We start from the raw sequence: 16,391 nt of genomic DNA on the forward strand, positions 1-16,391 counted from the left end.
CCTGGCTTATTGGGCATGACAAACGCGCTTACCAAGGGCAACTGCGATGTTATGGAGCAGAATGATCCCGCTTGCTAGGGGCAAATGAGCAGATTAGCTTGGCTTAATATTGTTGCAATTGTTCTGTTAGTTTTGCAGGGCCATCCTTGGCCCGCTAAGTGTTTTGCGCCGGTTAAAGATAACGGCGGCGCAGATGCTGTTCCAGATAGCTGGCATTGAGGCTTTCGCCGGTGGCCCGTTGCAGGAGCTCCGGGGTGCTATAGAGGCAGCCCTGGGACCAGATGTGTTGTTCTAACCAGGCAAAGACTTCACCCAGGCGCTGTTGGCGGATCAGCTCATCCAGGCTGCCCAGCTGGCGCTCGACGGCTGCCGCCTGCTGGGCGGCATAGATGGCCCCCAGGGTGTAGCTGGGGAAGTAGCCAAAAGAACCATCGGTCCAGTGGATATCCTGCATGCAGCCCTGGCGGTCATTCCCCAGGGTACGGATGCCCAGATAAGCCTGCATTTTTTCATCCCAGAGGGCGGGGATGTCCTCGACTTCAATCTCGCCTTCAATCAGCGCCTTCTCTAACTCATAACGCAGGATAATGTGACAGGGGTAGGTGACTTCATCGGCATCGACACGAATAAAGCCGGGCTGTACCCGGGTGTAGAAGCGAATCAGGTTATCCAGCGCTAAGGCGGGCTGCTGGGGGAAGGCTTGCACCATCAACGGCTGCAGTTGCTCCAGCATGGCGGGGTGACGGCCAAGCTGCATTTCAAAGAACAGGCTTTGGGACTCATGCACCCCCATTGAGCGTGCCTCCCCCACTGGCTGGTAGGCCCAGGCTTTGGGTAGCCCCTGCTCATAGCGAGCGTGGCCGGTTTCATGAATCACCCCCATCAGGCTCTGGGTAAAGTCGTCTTCACTGTAGCGTGTGGTAATGCGCACATCAGAGGGCACACCACCGCAGAAGGGATGGGCGGAGACATCCAAACGGCCATGGTTAAAATCAAAGCCGAGCTTGGCCATCGCCGCCAGCCCTAGTTCACGCTGCTGGGCAATGGCAAAGGGCCCCTGGGGAGGGATAACGGGTTCCTGGGCCTGCTTTGCCAGCACCTGTTGGATTAAACCGGGTAACCAGCTTTTCATCTGGCCGAACAGGCTATCCAGGGTGGCACAGTCAATGCCGGGTTCATACAGCTCAAGCAGGGCATCATAACGACGGCAGCCCAGGTGCTCGGCGCGGATGGCGGCTTCTTGCCGGCTAAGGGCAACTACTTCCTTGAGGTTGGCGGCAAAGCCTTGCCAGTCATTCTGCTTGCGTTGCTGGCGCCAGCCGTGTTCGCAGCGCGCCCCTGCCAGGCTCTTGGCTTTGACCAGTTCGGCGGGCAGCAGATTGGCCTGTTGCCATTGGCGGCGCATTTCATTGAGGTTGGCCCGTTGCCAGGCATCCAGCTCGGCTTGTTCCGCTGCGGCCAACCAGTCTTTGACCTGGGGTTGGCAGAGTTGGGCATGACAGAGACTGCTGAGCTCGGCGATGGCATCGGCACGGGCTTGCATGCCACCATCGGGCATCATTGCCGCCTGATCCCAGTGGCCCAAGGCCAACAGGTGGCGATAGTGCGCCAAACGCTGGAATAGATTTTGCAGTTCCTGGTACGCCATTAACGAAGATTGATTGGCAGCATTTGCAGACATGGGGTTCCCTGTATAATTCGTGCCGCAATCAAGCAGCGATGACAGGCACCTCGACAGACCTGAAATAGCAAGGTTAGACGAGGCACTGAACAGACATGAAGGTCATGATGATAGAACGAGTCTCCAAACAGGTGAAGCGCTGGGTTCCGCTCAGTTTGGTCTTATCGGTCAGTTTAGGATTGGTGGGTTGTGGTGGTCAGCAGGCTAAACCTCAGCAACAACCCGCCTTGCGCTATTTTAGCGGCAGCTTAGTGCAGGAGCCTTTGAGCGAGCAGGAGCAGTTGCAGGTGTTGGCCAAGGTGCAGAGCCAGGTTGACAAGCCCTATGTGTGGGGTGGGCAGTCTGAGCGTCAGGGTTTTGATTGCTCCGGTATTCTGGTGTGGAGCTTCCAGCAGTTAGGTCTGCAGGGCTTTAAGTATCGCAATGGCTATGAAAAAGACGTCACCGCCGATGCGCTCTATCTGTATAACACCCATCCGTTAACCGAGTTTGTGCAACTGCGTAAGGGCGACTGGATTTTCCTCGACCCGAAAGGCAAAGGCTATCAGACCCATGTGGCGGTGTTTTCCCATGTTGATAACGAAGGCCAGGTGTGGGTATGGGATGCATCCTCCAATGCAGGCAAAATCAGCCTGCGTCCAGTAACCGGTTTCTGGAATAAGCGCCCGGTGTTTGGTCGGCCAATGAAGCTGATTCCCTCTGAGCGTGCTGCCCGTACGGCGTTGCTGGCCTCCCATTGAAGTGGTGGCAACACCTTGTCCGTTGTCTGCCTGGCGTATGGCCAGGGCAGGAGTCGAGTGCCATGGCTGAGCAAGAAATTTATCGCGCCTACGATGAGTGGGGGGTAATCCGCGTCATCGATGGTGGCCCTTATCGCTACCTCTGTTTCGGTGATGAAGCGGAGACCGAGCAAGCCTGCATCTTGCGCACGAATCCGTTTTGGATTGAGTACGACTATGTGCAGGCGATGCTGTTAAGCCTGGTGCTGCATGAACGGCCGCAGCGGGCATTGGTGTTAGGTCTGGGGGGCGGCACCCTGGCGCAGGCTTTATTGCGGGTTGAACCGGCGCTGAGTATTCAGGTGGTGGAGTTGCGCCAAGGGGTGATTGAGGCGGCCCAGCAGTTTTTTGCTTTTCCGGCCAGTCACCCGCGCATGGAGTTACTGCGGGCCAATGCGCTGGAAGTGGTGCGCAGCTGCCCCGATAACAGCTTCGACCTGATTCTGACTGACCTGTATCTGGAGCAGGGTATGGCGGCGGAGCAGGGACAGCAGAGCTTTCTTGAGGCCTGTGGGCGGGTACTGGGTAAGCGGGGTTGGTTGGTGCTGAATCATTGGCAGGAGGGTAACAGTGGCCGTCCCCAGGATGAGGCGCGCTTGGCAGAGGTGTTTCCCCACTACTGGCTGTGTCCAGTGGAAGAAGGCAATGTGGTGGTGTTTGCTCGCCAGGGGGAGGCGTTGGCTGGGTTGAGTCGTGCTCAGGTTGATCAGGCCCGGCAGCTGGGGCGGCAATTGCAATTACCGCTGGGGCGCTTGCTCAATCGCTTACGCCCCGGCGGGTGAGTCGTTATCGTTAGCTGTGCTCAGCGGTTATAGCCGTAAAACTCCAGATACCATTTGACGAAGCGCCGCACCCCATCCTTGAGGGGTGTATGGGGGCGATAGCCTACCGCCTGGGCCAGGGCCTCAACATCGGCATAGGTGTCAGGCACATCCCCTGGCTGCATCGGCAGCATCTGTTTTTCTGCCTTGCGGCCAATGGCTTCTTCCAGGGCGGCAATGTAGTCGAGCAGTTCTACCGGCTGTTGATTGCCGATGTTATATACCCGCCAAGGGGCACGGCTGCTGCCGGGATCAGGGGAGAGACCCGACCATTTTGGATTGGCGCTGGCGGGTTTATCCAGGGTACGGATAATGCCCTCGACGATGTCATCGATGTAGGTGAAGTCGCGGCGATGGCGACCATAGTTAAACACCTGCAGGGGGTTACCCTTGAGGATCGCATCGGCAAACTTGAACGGCGACATATCTGGCCGTCCCCAGGGGCCGTAAACGGTAAAGAAGCGTAGGCCGGTAGTGGGGAGTTGGTAGAGGTGGCTGTAGGTGTGGGCCATCAGCTCGTTGGCTTTTTTGGTGGCGGCGTAGAGCGATAACGGGTGATCGACGTTGTCATGCACCGAGAAAGGCATGGTCTCGTTAGCGCCATAGACAGAGCTGGAGGAGGCATACACCAGGTGTTCAATCTGATGATGGCGGCACCCCTCAAGAATATTGATAAAGCCCACCAGGTTGGCATCCACATAGGCGTGGGGGTTATCAATGGAGTAGCGTACCCCGGCTTGGGCGGCTAAATGCACGACCCGCTGCAAGCCCTGCTCGGTAAAGAGTTGCTCCATTGCGGCACGATCAGCAATATCCATGCGGATAAACTGAAAGTCACCACCCTGGGCCTGGATATGCTGCAGGCGGGCTTCCTTCAGGCTGGGGTCATAGTAGTCATTGAGATTATCAATGCCCACCACGCTATCACCGCGCTTGAGTAACGCGCGACACACATAGGAGCCGATAAAGCCTGCGGCGCCGGTTACCAGTACTTTCATGCCTACCTCCTCTGCAATCAGGCCTGCTGGCAGGCGGGCATTGTATACCAAGCGCAGGGTAAATGTCTGAAGCGGGACGTATTCGTCCCTGGCTGGTAGAATGGCGCGGATTTTTTCGACTAGGCATATCCATGGCCCGATTGCTGTATTTGCTGGTGTTTAGCCTCGCACTGCCATTCTTATTGCTGCGTTTATATTGGCGTGGCCGTCGCCAGCCGGCCTATCGCCAGCATTGGCGGGAGCGCTTGGGCTGCTTGAGTGCCAAACAGCGCCAGGCATTGCCCCGCCAGGCGTTGTTAATTCATGCCTGCTCGGTGGGGGAGACCCAGGCAGCCTCGGTTTTGGTTGGCTGGCTGCGTCAGCAGCACCCCGAACTGCCACTGATTTTGACCCATACCACACCCACAGGTAGGGCCCGAGGCCAGGCGCTGATGGCGGATGTGCCCCAGCTCTATTTACCCTTCGATCTGCCCTGGTTGCTTGGCCCCTGGTTACGCCAGTTGGCTCCCCGTGGCCTGGTGCTGATGGAGACTGAAGTATGGCCGGAGCTGGTGCGTTTGTGTCGCCAGCAGGGCTTGCCGGTAAGCCTGGCCAATGCCCGTTTATCCCCCCGCTCTTTTGCTGGTTATCAACGGGTGCAGGCATTACTGGCTCCCGTTTGGGCCTCACTGAGTTGGGTGGGGGCACAGTATCCGGCCGATGCGCAGCGTTTGCAGCAACTGGGGGTGCCGGGTGAGGTCATCCAGGTCGTCGGTAACTTGAAGCTGGCGATGCCGGTGGCGGAAGGATTGATCGAACGGGCGCAGGCCTGGCGTGCCGCGCACCTGCCTGCGCGGGCTTGCTGGTTGGCGGCCAGTACCCATGAAGGGGAAGAGCAGCCCTTACTAGCGTTGCAACAGCAATGGCAGGCGGAGGGACAGACAGCATTATTGCTGTTGGCGCCGCGCCACCCCGAACGGGTGGCACAGATTATAGGCTATGCCCAAGCGGCGGGGCTGCGTTATGCCCGCCGTAGTGTGGAGCAGCAGCCGGCTGCCGATACCCAGGTATTTATTATTGATACCCTGGGGGAACTACAGTTTTTTTATGCCCTGGCGGATGCCTGCTTTGTTGGCGGCAGTTTGATTGCTCATGGCGGTCACAATCCCTTTGAGCCGGTACAGGTCGGGCGGCTTGCTTTGTGTGGGCCGCACATGTTTAATTTTCAGGCACTCACCGATGAACTCGCCGCCCAGGGGGCGTTAGTGCAGTGTGCATCGGTGACCGAGTTGGCTGCTATGCTGCGTCAGCAGTTAAGCCAGCCCAGCCGAATTCAGCTTACCCAACTTGGCCAGGTGGCGGCGCCCCAGGTTTGGGTTGATGCAATCCTCAGCGCCGATTAAGCAGCCTTATTGTTTGAGTGCGAGAATCTTATGAAAGTCCGTAAAGCGATCTTCCCGGTGGCCGGCCTGGGTACCCGTTTTCTGCCAGCCACCAAGGCCGTGGCCAAGGAAATGCTGCCGGTGGTGGATAAGCCCCTGGTGCAGTATGCGGTGGAAGAAGCGGTGCGCGCTGGCGTGCGTGACATCATCTTTGTCACCAGCAGCTTTAAAGAGTCCATTGCCGATCACTTCGATTACAACGCCGGTCTGGAAGACCAGCTGCGCGATGGCGGCAAGCACGAGCTGCTCAAGCTGGTGCAGGAAGTGATCCCGGAAGGGGTGTCCTTTGCCTTTATTCGTCAGCCCAAGCCCCTGGGTCTTGGTCATGCGGTACTCTGTGCCCGTCCCCTGGTAGGTTACGAGCCGGTGGCGGTGATCCTGCCGGATGACCTGATTTATAACGAAGGCCGTGGCACCCTGTCGGAGATGATTGAGCTGGCGGATCAATATCATCAGTCGATGGTAGCGGTGGAAAAAGTGCCTATGGCCCAGGTCAGCAAGTATGGGGTGATTGCCCCTGAGCACTTGGAACCACGGGTATCCAAGGTGACCTCCATTGTGGAAAAACCACCGGTAGAGGAAGCGCCCTCTGACTTAGCGGTCGTAGGCCGTTATGTGCTGACACCACGTATTTTTGAATTGTTGGAAACCCAGGCTCCGGGTGCCGGTGGCGAAATTCAGCTGACCGATGCCATTGCCCGCCTGATTGGTGAAGAAGGGGTGATGGCCTATGAGTTCCCTGGCATTCGCTATGATTGCGGCTCTAAGCTGGGTTACCTGAAAGCCAATGTGGAGTTTGGCCTGCGTCATCCTGAGTTGGGCAAGGGCTTTGGCGCCTATCTGAAGGAACTGCAGCAGTAATCTTGCTACTGTACTTTTTGCCTTCAGGGGCTCCTGAAGGGTACAAAAACCCCGCTAACTGGCGGGGTTTTTGTTTGCCAGCCATTGGTCGAGGCGTAGCTGCACATCACTGGCAAAGCGGCGTTCAAAGCGTACATCGACAACATAGGCCTTTAACGTCAGCAGTCGGTTGGGTTGGTGGTCATGCTGACTGCTAAAGGCGCACACCACTGGGCGACTGAGCAAACAATAGGGGGAGTGACGGACGAGGGCGGGTAAGGCCTCCATGCACTCCTGCAGTGAAAGTTGCGCCGGTACCCACCAGTCGATGGCGACCAGCTCAGACAGTTCACCGCCGTTGGCATTGACCAGACTTTGCCGCATCACCTCGCTGTTGGGCACGATAATGGTGTCGTCATTAAAGGTGCGCAGGCGTGTACTGAGCAGACCGATATGGATGACTTCGCCATAATGGCTGCCGATAGCGACCATGTCCCCCTGTACATAGGGGCGTTCAAACAGCATCAGAATCCCCGCGACAAAAGACTTCAAGGCATCCTGGGCAGAGAGGCCTAAGGCGATGCCGGAGGAAGCCAGTAATGCGAGCAGCATTTCATTCGGCAAGCCCCAGAGGCCGAAGGTTAAGTAAGTCAGTACAGTGATGCCGAGCAGCAGACGCAGCACCAGCAGAATGCCGGGAATGCGTAAGCGGTAATGGGGATAGTGTTGCAAGAGCAGGCGGCCCAGGGCGCCGAGCAGGTAGCTGAGTAACCAGGCCAGGAGGAGTACCGCCAGGGTGGCGGCGATCATCGGCCAAGAGAGCAGGTCCAGTAACAACGGGAGCAGGGGGGTATCCATTTTTCCCTCAGTACAGCAGGTTACGGCCACTGAGTTGTCGGCTCAGAGCGGTGGCATAGAGTGGGTTGATGCTAAAGCTCTGCTGCAGCCCTTCGCCCTGGCTTAGCAGTAAGCCTGACTCCTGTAATAGTCGCAGTTGCAGATGGCTTTGTTGCAGATGGCTTTGTTGCAGGCTGGATTGAAACAGCTCGGCATGTTCGCTGACTCTTAAGTGACCATGACTGAAGACTTCGGCTAGACACAGGTAGTCATCGGCGCGCAGTTCCCGTAGTTGTTTTAGGTCCGGCAGTGCCAGGGGGGTGAGCAGCAGAGTATGGGGGGCTTGCCACTGGCAGGCGCTGAGTAGGGCGTAGAGCCCAGCATAGAGATTGCCCTGGCTAAGTTGATGCAGAGGTTCCAGCAGACTGTGGTAATCCAGTAGTTGGCATTGTTCTTGACCGGGATCGGCGGATTGCAGGCAGAAGGTCAAGCCCGCTTGCTGTAAGCGCTGCAGGCGCCGCTGCAAAGCCGCGTTAAAATCTTCGGCGGGCCAGGCCGGTAGCCGCACGGTGGCGGTTACCATTTCATCCAAGGCGCATTGCCAGCCCAGTCGTTGCCATACCGCGGTGCTGGCACTTAGCACCCAGGCGTGCTGGTGGCTGGTCTGCAACAGGGTATAGCAGACATCTTCACGCAGGGACTGCATGCCTGGCTGCCGCCCCGCCAGGGCATGCAGGTTATCCAGCGCTATCACCCGTGGGCTTAAGTGATTGAGCCGCTCAATCAGATCCGTCAGGCTGCGACTGCCGCCAAGCTCCAAACCATCAGCCAGCAGTTGGCACCATTCAATGCTGGAGTTCAGGCGGGCGGGCAGGCGTAGTTGCTGACAGACTAAGTCAGAACTGGCGATATCCAGTGCTTGGTTCAGTAGCGTGCTTTTGCCGGAGGCCTCGCCACCGAGTAAGGCAATGCAGGTGCGTTGTCCTTGGCGCCAGCCATAAAGCTGGTCGAGCAGTGCCTGACAGGGGGCAAAGCTGGCATGTAGCAGCTCAGAGCCTGCTGCTAAGGGGGCCAGGGTTAGGGCTTGGCGAACTGGTTCGGGCAGGGTTTGTAAGTGACGGCGAAAAGGCTGCCAATCGAGCCCCTGCGGGCGGGCAACGGGCTGAGGGGGGACGGGTTTGAGCCAGGGCAGCCACTGCATCTTAGGCGGGCAACCTGAGCTCGACAAAGGCACCGCCCAGGGTGTCGTCACGTCCGGTAACCACCTCGCCGAGGCAGCCGGCTGCCTCATGTTGGGCCATCACGGAACGGGCAAAGGTTAACCCCAGGCCGGTGTGGAGTTCAGCATCGATGCCATGTCGTTCCTGACTTTGCTCACTAAAGCCTTGGCCGTCATCACTGATTCGAATACAGACATAGCCTTCGGTTGCCCAAGCACGGATCTGGATCTGTTTGAAGGCAAAGTCGAGGGCATTGAAGAGGATGGTGCTGAGGGTGAGTTCCATCAACGTGGCATCGAACCAGGCAACCAGTTCGTCATCGGCATCAATGCTGATATGCAGATCCTTGGTGTCCAGCATGGGCTGGAAAAAGAACAGTTGGTCTTCCAGAAACTCCAGCAGCATATGGCTATCCGGCTGCAGGGTGTAGTTGTGAGCATGGAGGCGATAGAGTTGCAACATCCGCACCAGGTCATGGTTGACCTTGCGGACATCCTGCTCCAGGGAGGCTAGGGCGCTGGCTAAGGCGCCATCCTGGCTGGCGGGATGGGCGCGCAGTTGCTCAAGCAGCTGTTGCATATGGATCAGGCGGTTTTTACTTTCATGGACGGTGCCGGCCAGTACCAGGCGAACATCCAGCTGGCTGTCACTCATGAGGCTTGTTCCTGTTGTTGCGCCAGCAGTTCCTGGCGTTGCCGTTGAACTTCTTGCAGGCCCTTGTTGTCTTGTTGCACCTTGGCCAGGCGTTCGGCCAAATCCAAGGCGCGGCCTCTGGCTTCCCACTCCCGGCTGAAGTCTTCATGCACGGTTTTCAGGGCTTCCTCCATTTGCGCCATGCTTTGGCGTGGCGGAGATTGGCCCTGTTCGAGCTGTTTGATAATGGTATTAGCCAGGCCAAGGTAGTTTTCTGGGGTGCAATAAACGGAATGTTTTGCCAGCATAATGGCTTTTTTATAGGCGACTTCCGCCACGCTCCAATCCTGATTGAGGCTGGCGACTTTACCCAGCTCCATTTGCCGTAAGACCGCTTTGGAGGATTTGAGTAGCGCGTTTTGCAGGATTTCCTGCGCTTCCTGGGGGCGCTTTTGTGCCAGTTTTACCTGGGCAAGCAGGTCATCAGCGCGGACAAAGTATTCGTTGTCCATCATCAGCTTTTCCAAGTACTCAATGGCTTTGTCATAGTCCTGCATGTGGTAGCAGGCCCGGGCTAAACCATAGAGTGCCCAAGGCATACGTCGGTCTTTTAATTGGCTGGTGTAGAACTGACGGGCTTCTTTGTACTGGTTATTTTCCAGCAACAGGTTGCCTTTAATGCGCATGAGCTTACCGGACAGGCCTGGTTGGCTCTCCAGCAGCTGGTTGGTTTGTTCCAGCGCGGCTGCCCAGTCTTGTTTGTCGAGCAGCTCGTTAATGGGGCGTAGGGCTTCTTTTTGCTTGAGCATCCGCTCAATGCGGCGGCTGAGTTCCGCCCGGGTAAAAGGCTTGGTGATGTAACCATCGGGCTGGTACTCCAGCGCCCCCATCACCATTTCTGGGGTGGTTTCCGCGGTGATCATGATGAAGGCCGCTACATTCGGCACCAGTTGATTCAGCCGAGATTCTTCCAGGATTTGCTGGCCATCACGGCCTTTGCCCAGGTTGTAATCCGACAGGATGAGGTCGTACTTGCGGGTGCGCAGGTACTCCATCGCCGCATTGGCCGACATGGCAATGTCGATTTTGGTGGCTCCGGCCTCTTTCAGTGCATCCCTGACCATGGAGCGAGCTTCAACCAGATCATCAATGACCAGGAAGCGCTTGTTGCTGTAATCGATGCGGCTCACTGTTACCTCTTATTATTGTAGGGCGTCCGCTATGCATGCTGACAGGTTATCGGCCTCACAAGCCCGATGCTTTAACCGTTGCTGGGCATTCATAAGCATAGACACTTTCCTTGTGTTATCAGCTTGTTAATGGCGTTTTAGCTGCAATGCCTCCAGTTGGTTAGCCAGGTTGGCTGGTAAGAGACTGACGAGTCGTTGGCGCAGGGCTACTTCATGACGTTGCCACTGTACACCAAGGTAGACCAGCCCCAGCCCCAGGCCTGAGAGAATAAAGGGGAAAAGGGTGCTGTTGGCAAAAACGTCATAGGCGAGATAAGCCAGATAGCCAAAGCTGCCCAGGCCACCAAAGACTACAAAAAGGCGACGTACGACTAAGGCACCAAACAGGATCAAGCCAACGTTTAAGCAAAAATAGATGAACTTGCTAAGTTGCGAGTCCGACTCCATGCTGCTCAGCGCCCCCCAGAAGGCCAGCAGGCCAAACAGATACAGCCAAAAGCTGAAGTCTTGTTGACTGCGGTTACGCAGATCAATCCAGAGGGCCAGCAATAGGATGAGCAAGCCCATATAGAGGGATACCCAACGGCGTAATTCCCAGTGCAGTTCCCAGTTACCGGCATCTTCTAACTGCAGGAGCCAGGGGGTGAGATCCATGCTCAGATACCAGAGGGTGACAGCGACTGGCATCATCATAAAAGGCAGACGAAACCACCAGAGTGCAATGGCTGCCGCAGCCAGAGTGGTCAGCTCCATGCCTAGCCAGCGCCAATCAACCAAGCGATGGTAGTCGCGGTAGTGGGTATCTTCTTGCCAGTAACCCAGGGCCATTTGTGCTCCAAACACCGCCAGTGGCACCAGACAGATGGCCAGGGTGGCGAGAATACCGGCGGGAATGGGGAGCCGCTTGTGCTGTAGCAGGTAGTGCGCCAGGGCTAAGCCGCCTGCGATATAGAGTAGCGCCAGCAGACAGATACCCCAGCCACCAAAACTTTCCCAGCCGAGGGTCATAAACAGGGTCATGGCGAAGATCGCCATTAAGCCGCCGAAGTAATAGAGAATGTGGGTAAAGCTGAAGTGCGCACGGTTTAGCTGGCGCTCTTGTAGCTTTTGCCACAGGGCTGCACTGGTGTGGGCGGGCAACTGTAATGCTTGGCAGGCCTCATCCATGTCCTGACGATTGATACGCATAGCGCTTTCCTTACTCCTAAAGTAGCAGATAGCTTTACCTGGATAGCACTGGCTTGTCCAGGCCAGGGGCTACAGTGGTGGGAGATGCCCAGGCCCCTGCAAGCGTGGTAGCCAGCTTTCCAGTTTGCCCTGTTGCAGACGTTGTTGCAGTTGGCGCCGCCAAGAGGAGGATAAGGCCGGTAAACTCAGCAGCTGTTGCCATTGCGCTGGGCCTGACTGAGGGTCGTAAAAGTCCAGCATCAATTGGTGGATGCTGATATCAGTTTGTCGCTCAAGTAGACAAGGGCTGTCATTCAGGTACAGCCGACCGGGTTGGAGGACCCGGCAAAACCAGCCGCTACGTCCACTTTGTTGGCAGTGGGCCGCTAAGCCCTGGCGGCCAAAGCGTCTATCTATGCGGTAGCAGGGGGCGCGGGGCTGGCACACCTCCACCACCGCTTTGCCCAGGGCAAACTGGTCGCCTAGGTACACGTTGCTTTCGGTTAAGCCGCGACTGAGTAGGTTCTCGCCCAGGGCAGCAGTGGGAAGGCGAGCAGGTAGCCATCCCTGTTGTTGCAGCAGTTGATAACTTTCCTGGCTAAACCAATGTAGCACCCGCTCTGGGCCACCATGGTGGTGTTTATCACCCTGGCCATCTCCGGCAATGCCGCCAGGGCGAATGTCTAACCATTCCACAGCATGCTTGTTATTGATCGCACTGGTGAGGCCATAGGCCTGGGTTGGCAGGCCACGATAGAGACCGAGAATTTCAATATTGAGCACAGCACTGTCCTGGCGTGACAAGGGAATAACACTGGCAAGTCTAGATGGCTCTGCCAGCCCTGCCAGTGTGTTGGTTTTAGTCTTCGTAGCGCTTGATGGCCTGCTCGGTAAAAGTATCGCGGATACGGGCTAATTCATCCCAGAATGCCTGCACCTGCTGAGGCGATTGCTGATAGAAGGCTTGGCTAAAAATCAGGAAGTAGTCTTTGCTGCGCAGTGCAGGACTGGATTTGTGGATATCGGTAATGCCCTGTTGGGCCAGATAAGCATCCACCACCAGGGCTTGGGCAATATAGCCATCAATGCGCCCGCTACGTAGTTTCTGAATGTTTTGTCCTGTGGTGCGGGCTTCCTCAATCAGGTAACCGGCATCGCGCAGGTCTTTCACAATGGAGTAGCCACTATTGGCACCCAGAACTGGTTGGGAGGGGGTAAAGTGCTGTCCATCCCAGTGCAGCTTGCTGTCTTGGCGTTGAAAGAGCACATAATCCAAGGTGGCGAGGCGATAGTGAGGGTCGGGCTGATCACCCCGCATGGGATAGGCGGCCCACAGGGCACGTGAATCCTGATAGGAGTACATGAAGCCGCCATCAAGGGTGCCAGCCTGTAACTCTTTCAAAATGCGGCTACCGGGCAGACGGATCAGTTCGATTTCGATCTGTAAATTGGCCGCCGCCTGTTGAATCAGTTCAACGGCAATACCAGGGGGATGCGCCAGTGCGCTACCCTGGCCGGTTTGATAGGGAAAGGACTCAATATCGGCATAGGCCAAGCGCAGTTTGGGGCTGGCCTGCAGTGACAGGGTAAGGAGGGCTAGGGTGAGGAAGGTAACTATCCGTATTCGCATCCGCTGTCTCCTAGCCGGATCAATAGTTAGAGGGGCAGCTGTGGCCAGAACATCCGCCAAGCTTCCGCCACCCGGCCATCGGGCAGTGCCTCTTCGAGGCTTTCGACATGCTCGGCCCCCCAGCGCTGATAGGTGGCAATGGCACTGCGGTTCTGGGCAAATACCCATAAATGCAGGTTGTTTTTACCCTGCTGATGTAGCCACTGGCAGGCATGAATAAACAGCTGATAGCCAAGCCCTTGGCCATGAAAGTCCGGGTGTACATGTAGATTATCCAGCAAGGCGCCCCATTCGGGTTCTGCTTCAGGTTTTAAACTTAAGAAACCCTGCAGACGGCCATCCTCTTCCAGTAGCCAGATTTGCTCACCAGGACTGGGGGAAGCCAGACGGGCTTGCCACTGCTGACGTTGCTCACCAGGTAGTTGCTCGTGCAGGTAACGGGCACTGTGAATGGCGGCATAGGTTTGTTGCCAGCTCAGGGTGTGGAGGGCCGCAATGGCCTCTGCATCAGCCGTAGTCGCTAAGCGCGGCAGGTTCATGGCAACCAGGTCTCCTGTTGTTGTAGGGCTAGGGTTTGCAGGTGCAGGGCGTTGAGATGCTCCTGCCAATAGGACTCCCGCTCAAACCAGGGGAAGTGTAACGGGAAAGCCGGGTCTTGCCAGCGCTTAGCCAGCCAGGCGCTATAGTGCAATAGGCGTAGGGCACGCAGGGCTTCGCACAGGCGTAGCTGGCGGCGATCAAATGCAAAGAATTCCTCATAACCCTCTAACACTTCCGCCAACTGCAGTTGTTGTTGCTGGGCATCGCCACTTAATAGCATCCAGATGTCCTGCACTGCTGGGGCCATCATGGCGTCATCGAAGTCGACAAAATGGGGCCGCTCATCGCGCCAGAGCATATTGCCGGGGTGGCAGTCGCCATGCACCCGGATCAGCGTAAGTGGCTGCAGACTGTGCCAGCGTTGCTCTACTAAACCCAGCAGTTCGGCGCTTTTTTGTTCGTATTCGCCGCGGAGCCAATTGGGTAACAGCGGGCAGGCCAGTAGCGTGGTGCGCGCCTGATGACCATAGAGGTCGATGCTCAACTGGTGACGCGCTTGAAAGGCGGTGGTGGCGCCAAGGGCATGGAAGCGCCCCAGAGTCTGTCCCAGTTGATAAAGGTGCTCGGGGTTATCCAGCTCGGGCGGGTGACCGCCCTGGCGGGGAAAGAGCGCAAAGCGGAAGCCTTGATATTCGAACAGGGTTTGCTCGGCCTGATAGTCGTCCCCCGCTTCGGCACTGTAATCGGCGACCAGCTCCGCCCAGGTGAGGGGGGCAACCACCGAGAGTTCTGCGGCGCGCAATTGGCGGGTAAAGGTATGTTCTTCCTGAATCGCCGCATCGCTCCAGCGCTCAGGGCGGTAGAACTTGGCAATCAGCGGAGCATGGCCTTCGATACCGACTTGGTAGACGCGGTTCTCATAGGAGTTTAAGCCCAGCAGGCGGGCATCGCTGAGCAGACCGGTGGATTCGATTGCATCCAGCATCAAATCAGGATCGAGGCGAGCATAGGGGTGTTGATTCGAGGGGGCATCGACCATGGCGGACGCTTATTCCAGCTAGTAACAGAGGCGCCATTATAGAAGAGTCAGGCGGGGGCTGCTGGCAAATTGCGCTAGCAAGTATTGCAGAGGGTTGCGAAATGCCAGGAGAGGTGTGCACCCTGTCACGAGTAACCAGGGTGCGCGGGTAGCAACTTTTTAGCTAAGCCGTTGGCGAGCGCCGCTTAGAACTGCATCTCTGGTACGTGCTCAGGCACCACCATTTCACCAGAGGTTTTCTGCACGATTTCTTCCACGCTGACGCCAGGAGCGCGTTCCAGTAGCCAGAACTTGCCGTCTTTGATTTCGACAAAGGCCAGGTCGGTCAGCACCCGCTTGATACAACCGGCACCGGTCAGGGGCAGGCTGCACTGTTGCAGCAGCTTGGACTCGCCATCTTTGCTGGCGTGGGTCATGGTGACGATGATGTTGTCCGCACCGGCGACCAAGTCCATCGCCCCACCCATGCCTTTAACCAGCTTGCCGGGAATCATCCAGGAGGCGATGTTGCCCTGCACATCCACTTCGAACGCACCCAGCACGGTCAGATCAACGTGACCACCACGGATCATGGCGAAGGATTCGGCGGAGGAGAAAATCGAAGCGCCCTTGACCGCCGTGACGGTTTGTTTACCGGCGTTGATCATGTCGGCATCAACGGTTTCTTCGGTGGGGAAGGGCCCCATGCCGAGTAAGCCGTTTTCCGATTGCAGCATGACTTCCATCCCCTCTGGGATGTAGTTGGCAACCAAAGTGGGAATGCCAATGCCAAGATTGACGTAGTAGCCATCCTGCAGTTCACGGGCAACGCGTTGGGCCATTTGTTCACGGGTAAGTGCCATGGTGAGTCTCCTTAACCTTTGCGCAGGGTGCGTTGCTCGATGCGCTTCTCAAAGGTGCCTTTGATCACGCGGTTAACATAGATGCCAGGGGTGTGAATCTGGCTGGGTTCCAGCTCACCGGGCTCGACGATTTCTTCCACCTCAACCACGGTAATACGACCTGCGGTGGCCACCATGGGGTTGAAGTTTTGCGCGGTGTGGCGATAGACCACGTTGCCGTAGCGGTCGGCCTTCCAGCCTTTGACGATGGCAAAGTCACCGGTAATGGACTCTTCCAGAATGTAGTGGCGGCCATTGAATTCCCGTACTTCTTTGCCTTCACCAACCGGCGTGCCGTAACCCGTGGCGGTAAAGAAGGCGGGAATGCCCGCACCACCGGCGCGGATTTTTTCCGCCAGGGTGCCTTGCGGAGTCAGCTCCACTTCCAGCTCGCCTGATAGTAGTTGACGCTCGAACAGGGCGTTTTCCCCCACGTAGGAGGCAATCATCTTACGAATCTGCTTGTCTTCCAGCAGGATGCCCAGGCCAAAACCATCGACCCCGCAGTTGTTGGAAACCACAGTCAGGCCCTTTACTCCCATCCGCTTGATCTGGCCGATTAAGCCTTCAGGGATACCGCAAAGACCAAAACCACCGGCGATAACGGTCATGTTGTCAGTCAGACCCGCCATGGCTTCTTCGTAGCTGTGTACGACTTTGTCGAAACCGGACATGTGCCACTCCTATTGTTGTTTTGGCTCTGATCAGGCTTTG

General features: G+C 57.0%; 17 protein-coding genes. 4 read left to right on the plus strand and 13 right to left on the minus strand.

Annotated features, from left to right (window positions below; all coding sequences use genetic code 11):
- Positions 1-172: 172 nt before the first annotated feature.
- Positions 173-1,681 (minus strand): carboxypeptidase M32, encoded by a 1,509-nt coding sequence (locus tag Q334_RS0107320; RefSeq protein ID WP_245593667.1) that lies wholly within the window; start codon positions 1,679-1,681, stop codon positions 173-175.
- A gap of 104 nt (positions 1,682-1,785) precedes the next feature.
- Between Q334_RS0107320 and Q334_RS0107325 the strand changes: the two genes are divergently transcribed.
- The gene (locus Q334_RS0107325; protein WP_162157422.1) at positions 1,786-2,421 is read left to right on the plus strand and encodes an NlpC/P60 family protein; all 636 of its coding nucleotides are present in this window, start codon (positions 1,786-1,788) and stop codon (positions 2,419-2,421) included.
- A gap of 62 nt (positions 2,422-2,483) precedes the next feature.
- On the plus strand, positions 2,484-3,242 hold the full coding sequence (locus Q334_RS0107330) for a spermidine synthase (RefSeq protein WP_027312632.1): 759 nt from the start codon (positions 2,484-2,486) through the stop codon (positions 3,240-3,242).
- A gap of 20 nt (positions 3,243-3,262) precedes the next feature.
- Here the strand turns inward: Q334_RS0107330 and Q334_RS0107335 are convergent, their stop codons facing one another.
- Complete coding sequence (locus Q334_RS0107335; RefSeq protein WP_027312633.1) at positions 3,263-4,279, minus strand: NAD-dependent epimerase; 1,017 nt, start codon at positions 4,277-4,279, stop codon at positions 3,263-3,265.
- A 62-nt stretch (positions 4,280-4,341) separates the two neighbouring features.
- On the opposite strand from Q334_RS0107335, the gene Q334_RS0107340 reads away from it, so the two are divergent.
- Both Q334_RS0107340 and galU read left to right on the plus strand, forming a co-directional pair.
- Positions 4,342-5,661: a 3-deoxy-D-manno-octulosonic acid transferase gene (locus Q334_RS0107340; RefSeq protein ID WP_081414384.1), complete on the plus strand. Its 1,320-nt coding sequence runs from the start codon at positions 4,342-4,344 to the stop codon at positions 5,659-5,661.
- A gap of 30 nt (positions 5,662-5,691) precedes the next feature.
- Positions 5,692-6,561 carry a UTP--glucose-1-phosphate uridylyltransferase GalU gene (galU, locus tag Q334_RS0107345; RefSeq protein ID WP_027312635.1) on the plus strand — a complete coding sequence of 290 codons (870 nt, stop codon included), beginning with the start codon at positions 5,692-5,694 and terminating at the stop codon, positions 6,559-6,561.
- 54 nt (positions 6,562-6,615) lie between these two features.
- Here galU and Q334_RS0107350 read toward each other — a convergent pair whose 3' ends face one another.
- The 11 genes from Q334_RS0107350 to Q334_RS0107400 all read right to left on the minus strand — a co-directional run bounded on the left by Q334_RS0107350 (position 6,616) and on the right by Q334_RS0107400 (position 16,351).
- Positions 6,616-7,398, minus strand: a complete 783-nt coding sequence (locus Q334_RS0107350; RefSeq protein ID WP_027312636.1) for a mechanosensitive ion channel family protein — start codon at positions 7,396-7,398, stop codon at positions 6,616-6,618.
- Between the two features lie 7 nt (positions 7,399-7,405).
- Positions 7,406-8,578: an ATP-binding protein gene (locus tag Q334_RS0107355; protein WP_027312637.1), complete on the minus strand. Its 1,173-nt coding sequence runs from the start codon at positions 8,576-8,578 to the stop codon at positions 7,406-7,408.
- A 1-nt stretch (position 8,579) separates the two neighbouring features.
- The gene (locus Q334_RS0107360) at positions 8,580-9,251 is read right to left on the minus strand and encodes a sensor histidine kinase (RefSeq protein WP_027312638.1); all 672 of its coding nucleotides are present in this window, start codon (positions 9,249-9,251) and stop codon (positions 8,580-8,582) included.
- Positions 9,248-10,420, minus strand: coding sequence for a response regulator (locus Q334_RS18385; RefSeq protein WP_051527602.1), 1,173 nt, complete (start codon positions 10,418-10,420; stop codon positions 9,248-9,250). Before Q334_RS18385 ends, Q334_RS0107360 begins: the two co-directional genes overlap by 4 nt.
- 126 nt (positions 10,421-10,546) lie before the next feature.
- Positions 10,547-11,608 (minus strand): hypothetical protein, encoded by a 1,062-nt coding sequence (locus Q334_RS0107370; RefSeq protein WP_027312639.1) that lies wholly within the window; start codon positions 11,606-11,608, stop codon positions 10,547-10,549.
- Positions 11,609-11,677: 69 nt separating this feature from the next.
- Positions 11,678-12,370 carry an MOSC domain-containing protein gene (locus Q334_RS0107375; protein ID WP_027312640.1) on the minus strand — a complete coding sequence of 231 codons (693 nt, stop codon included), beginning with the start codon at positions 12,368-12,370 and terminating at the stop codon, positions 11,678-11,680.
- Positions 12,371-12,446: 76 nt separating this feature from the next.
- Complete coding sequence (locus Q334_RS19925; protein ID WP_051527603.1) at positions 12,447-13,217, minus strand: substrate-binding periplasmic protein; 771 nt, start codon at positions 13,215-13,217, stop codon at positions 12,447-12,449.
- Between the two features lie 26 nt (positions 13,218-13,243).
- The gene (locus tag Q334_RS0107385) at positions 13,244-13,756 is read right to left on the minus strand and encodes a GNAT family N-acetyltransferase (protein ID WP_027312641.1); all 513 of its coding nucleotides are present in this window, start codon (positions 13,754-13,756) and stop codon (positions 13,244-13,246) included.
- Positions 13,753-14,796, minus strand: coding sequence for a serine/threonine protein kinase (locus Q334_RS0107390; RefSeq protein WP_027312642.1), 1,044 nt, complete (start codon positions 14,794-14,796; stop codon positions 13,753-13,755). The genes Q334_RS0107385 and Q334_RS0107390 overlap by 4 nt, the downstream gene beginning before the upstream one ends.
- A 185-nt stretch (positions 14,797-14,981) precedes the next feature.
- Positions 14,982-15,638: a CoA transferase subunit B gene (locus tag Q334_RS0107395; RefSeq protein WP_027312643.1), complete on the minus strand. Its 657-nt coding sequence runs from the start codon at positions 15,636-15,638 to the stop codon at positions 14,982-14,984.
- A gap of 11 nt (positions 15,639-15,649) precedes the next feature.
- Positions 15,650-16,351 carry a CoA transferase subunit A gene (locus tag Q334_RS0107400; protein ID WP_027312644.1) on the minus strand — a complete coding sequence of 234 codons (702 nt, stop codon included), beginning with the start codon at positions 16,349-16,351 and terminating at the stop codon, positions 15,650-15,652.
- Positions 16,352-16,391: the final 40 nt, after the last annotated feature.

It is taken from the genome of Balneatrix alpica DSM 16621 (assembly GCF_000619885.1).
GTDB lineage: Bacteria > Pseudomonadota > Gammaproteobacteria > Pseudomonadales > Balneatricaceae > Balneatrix > Balneatrix alpica.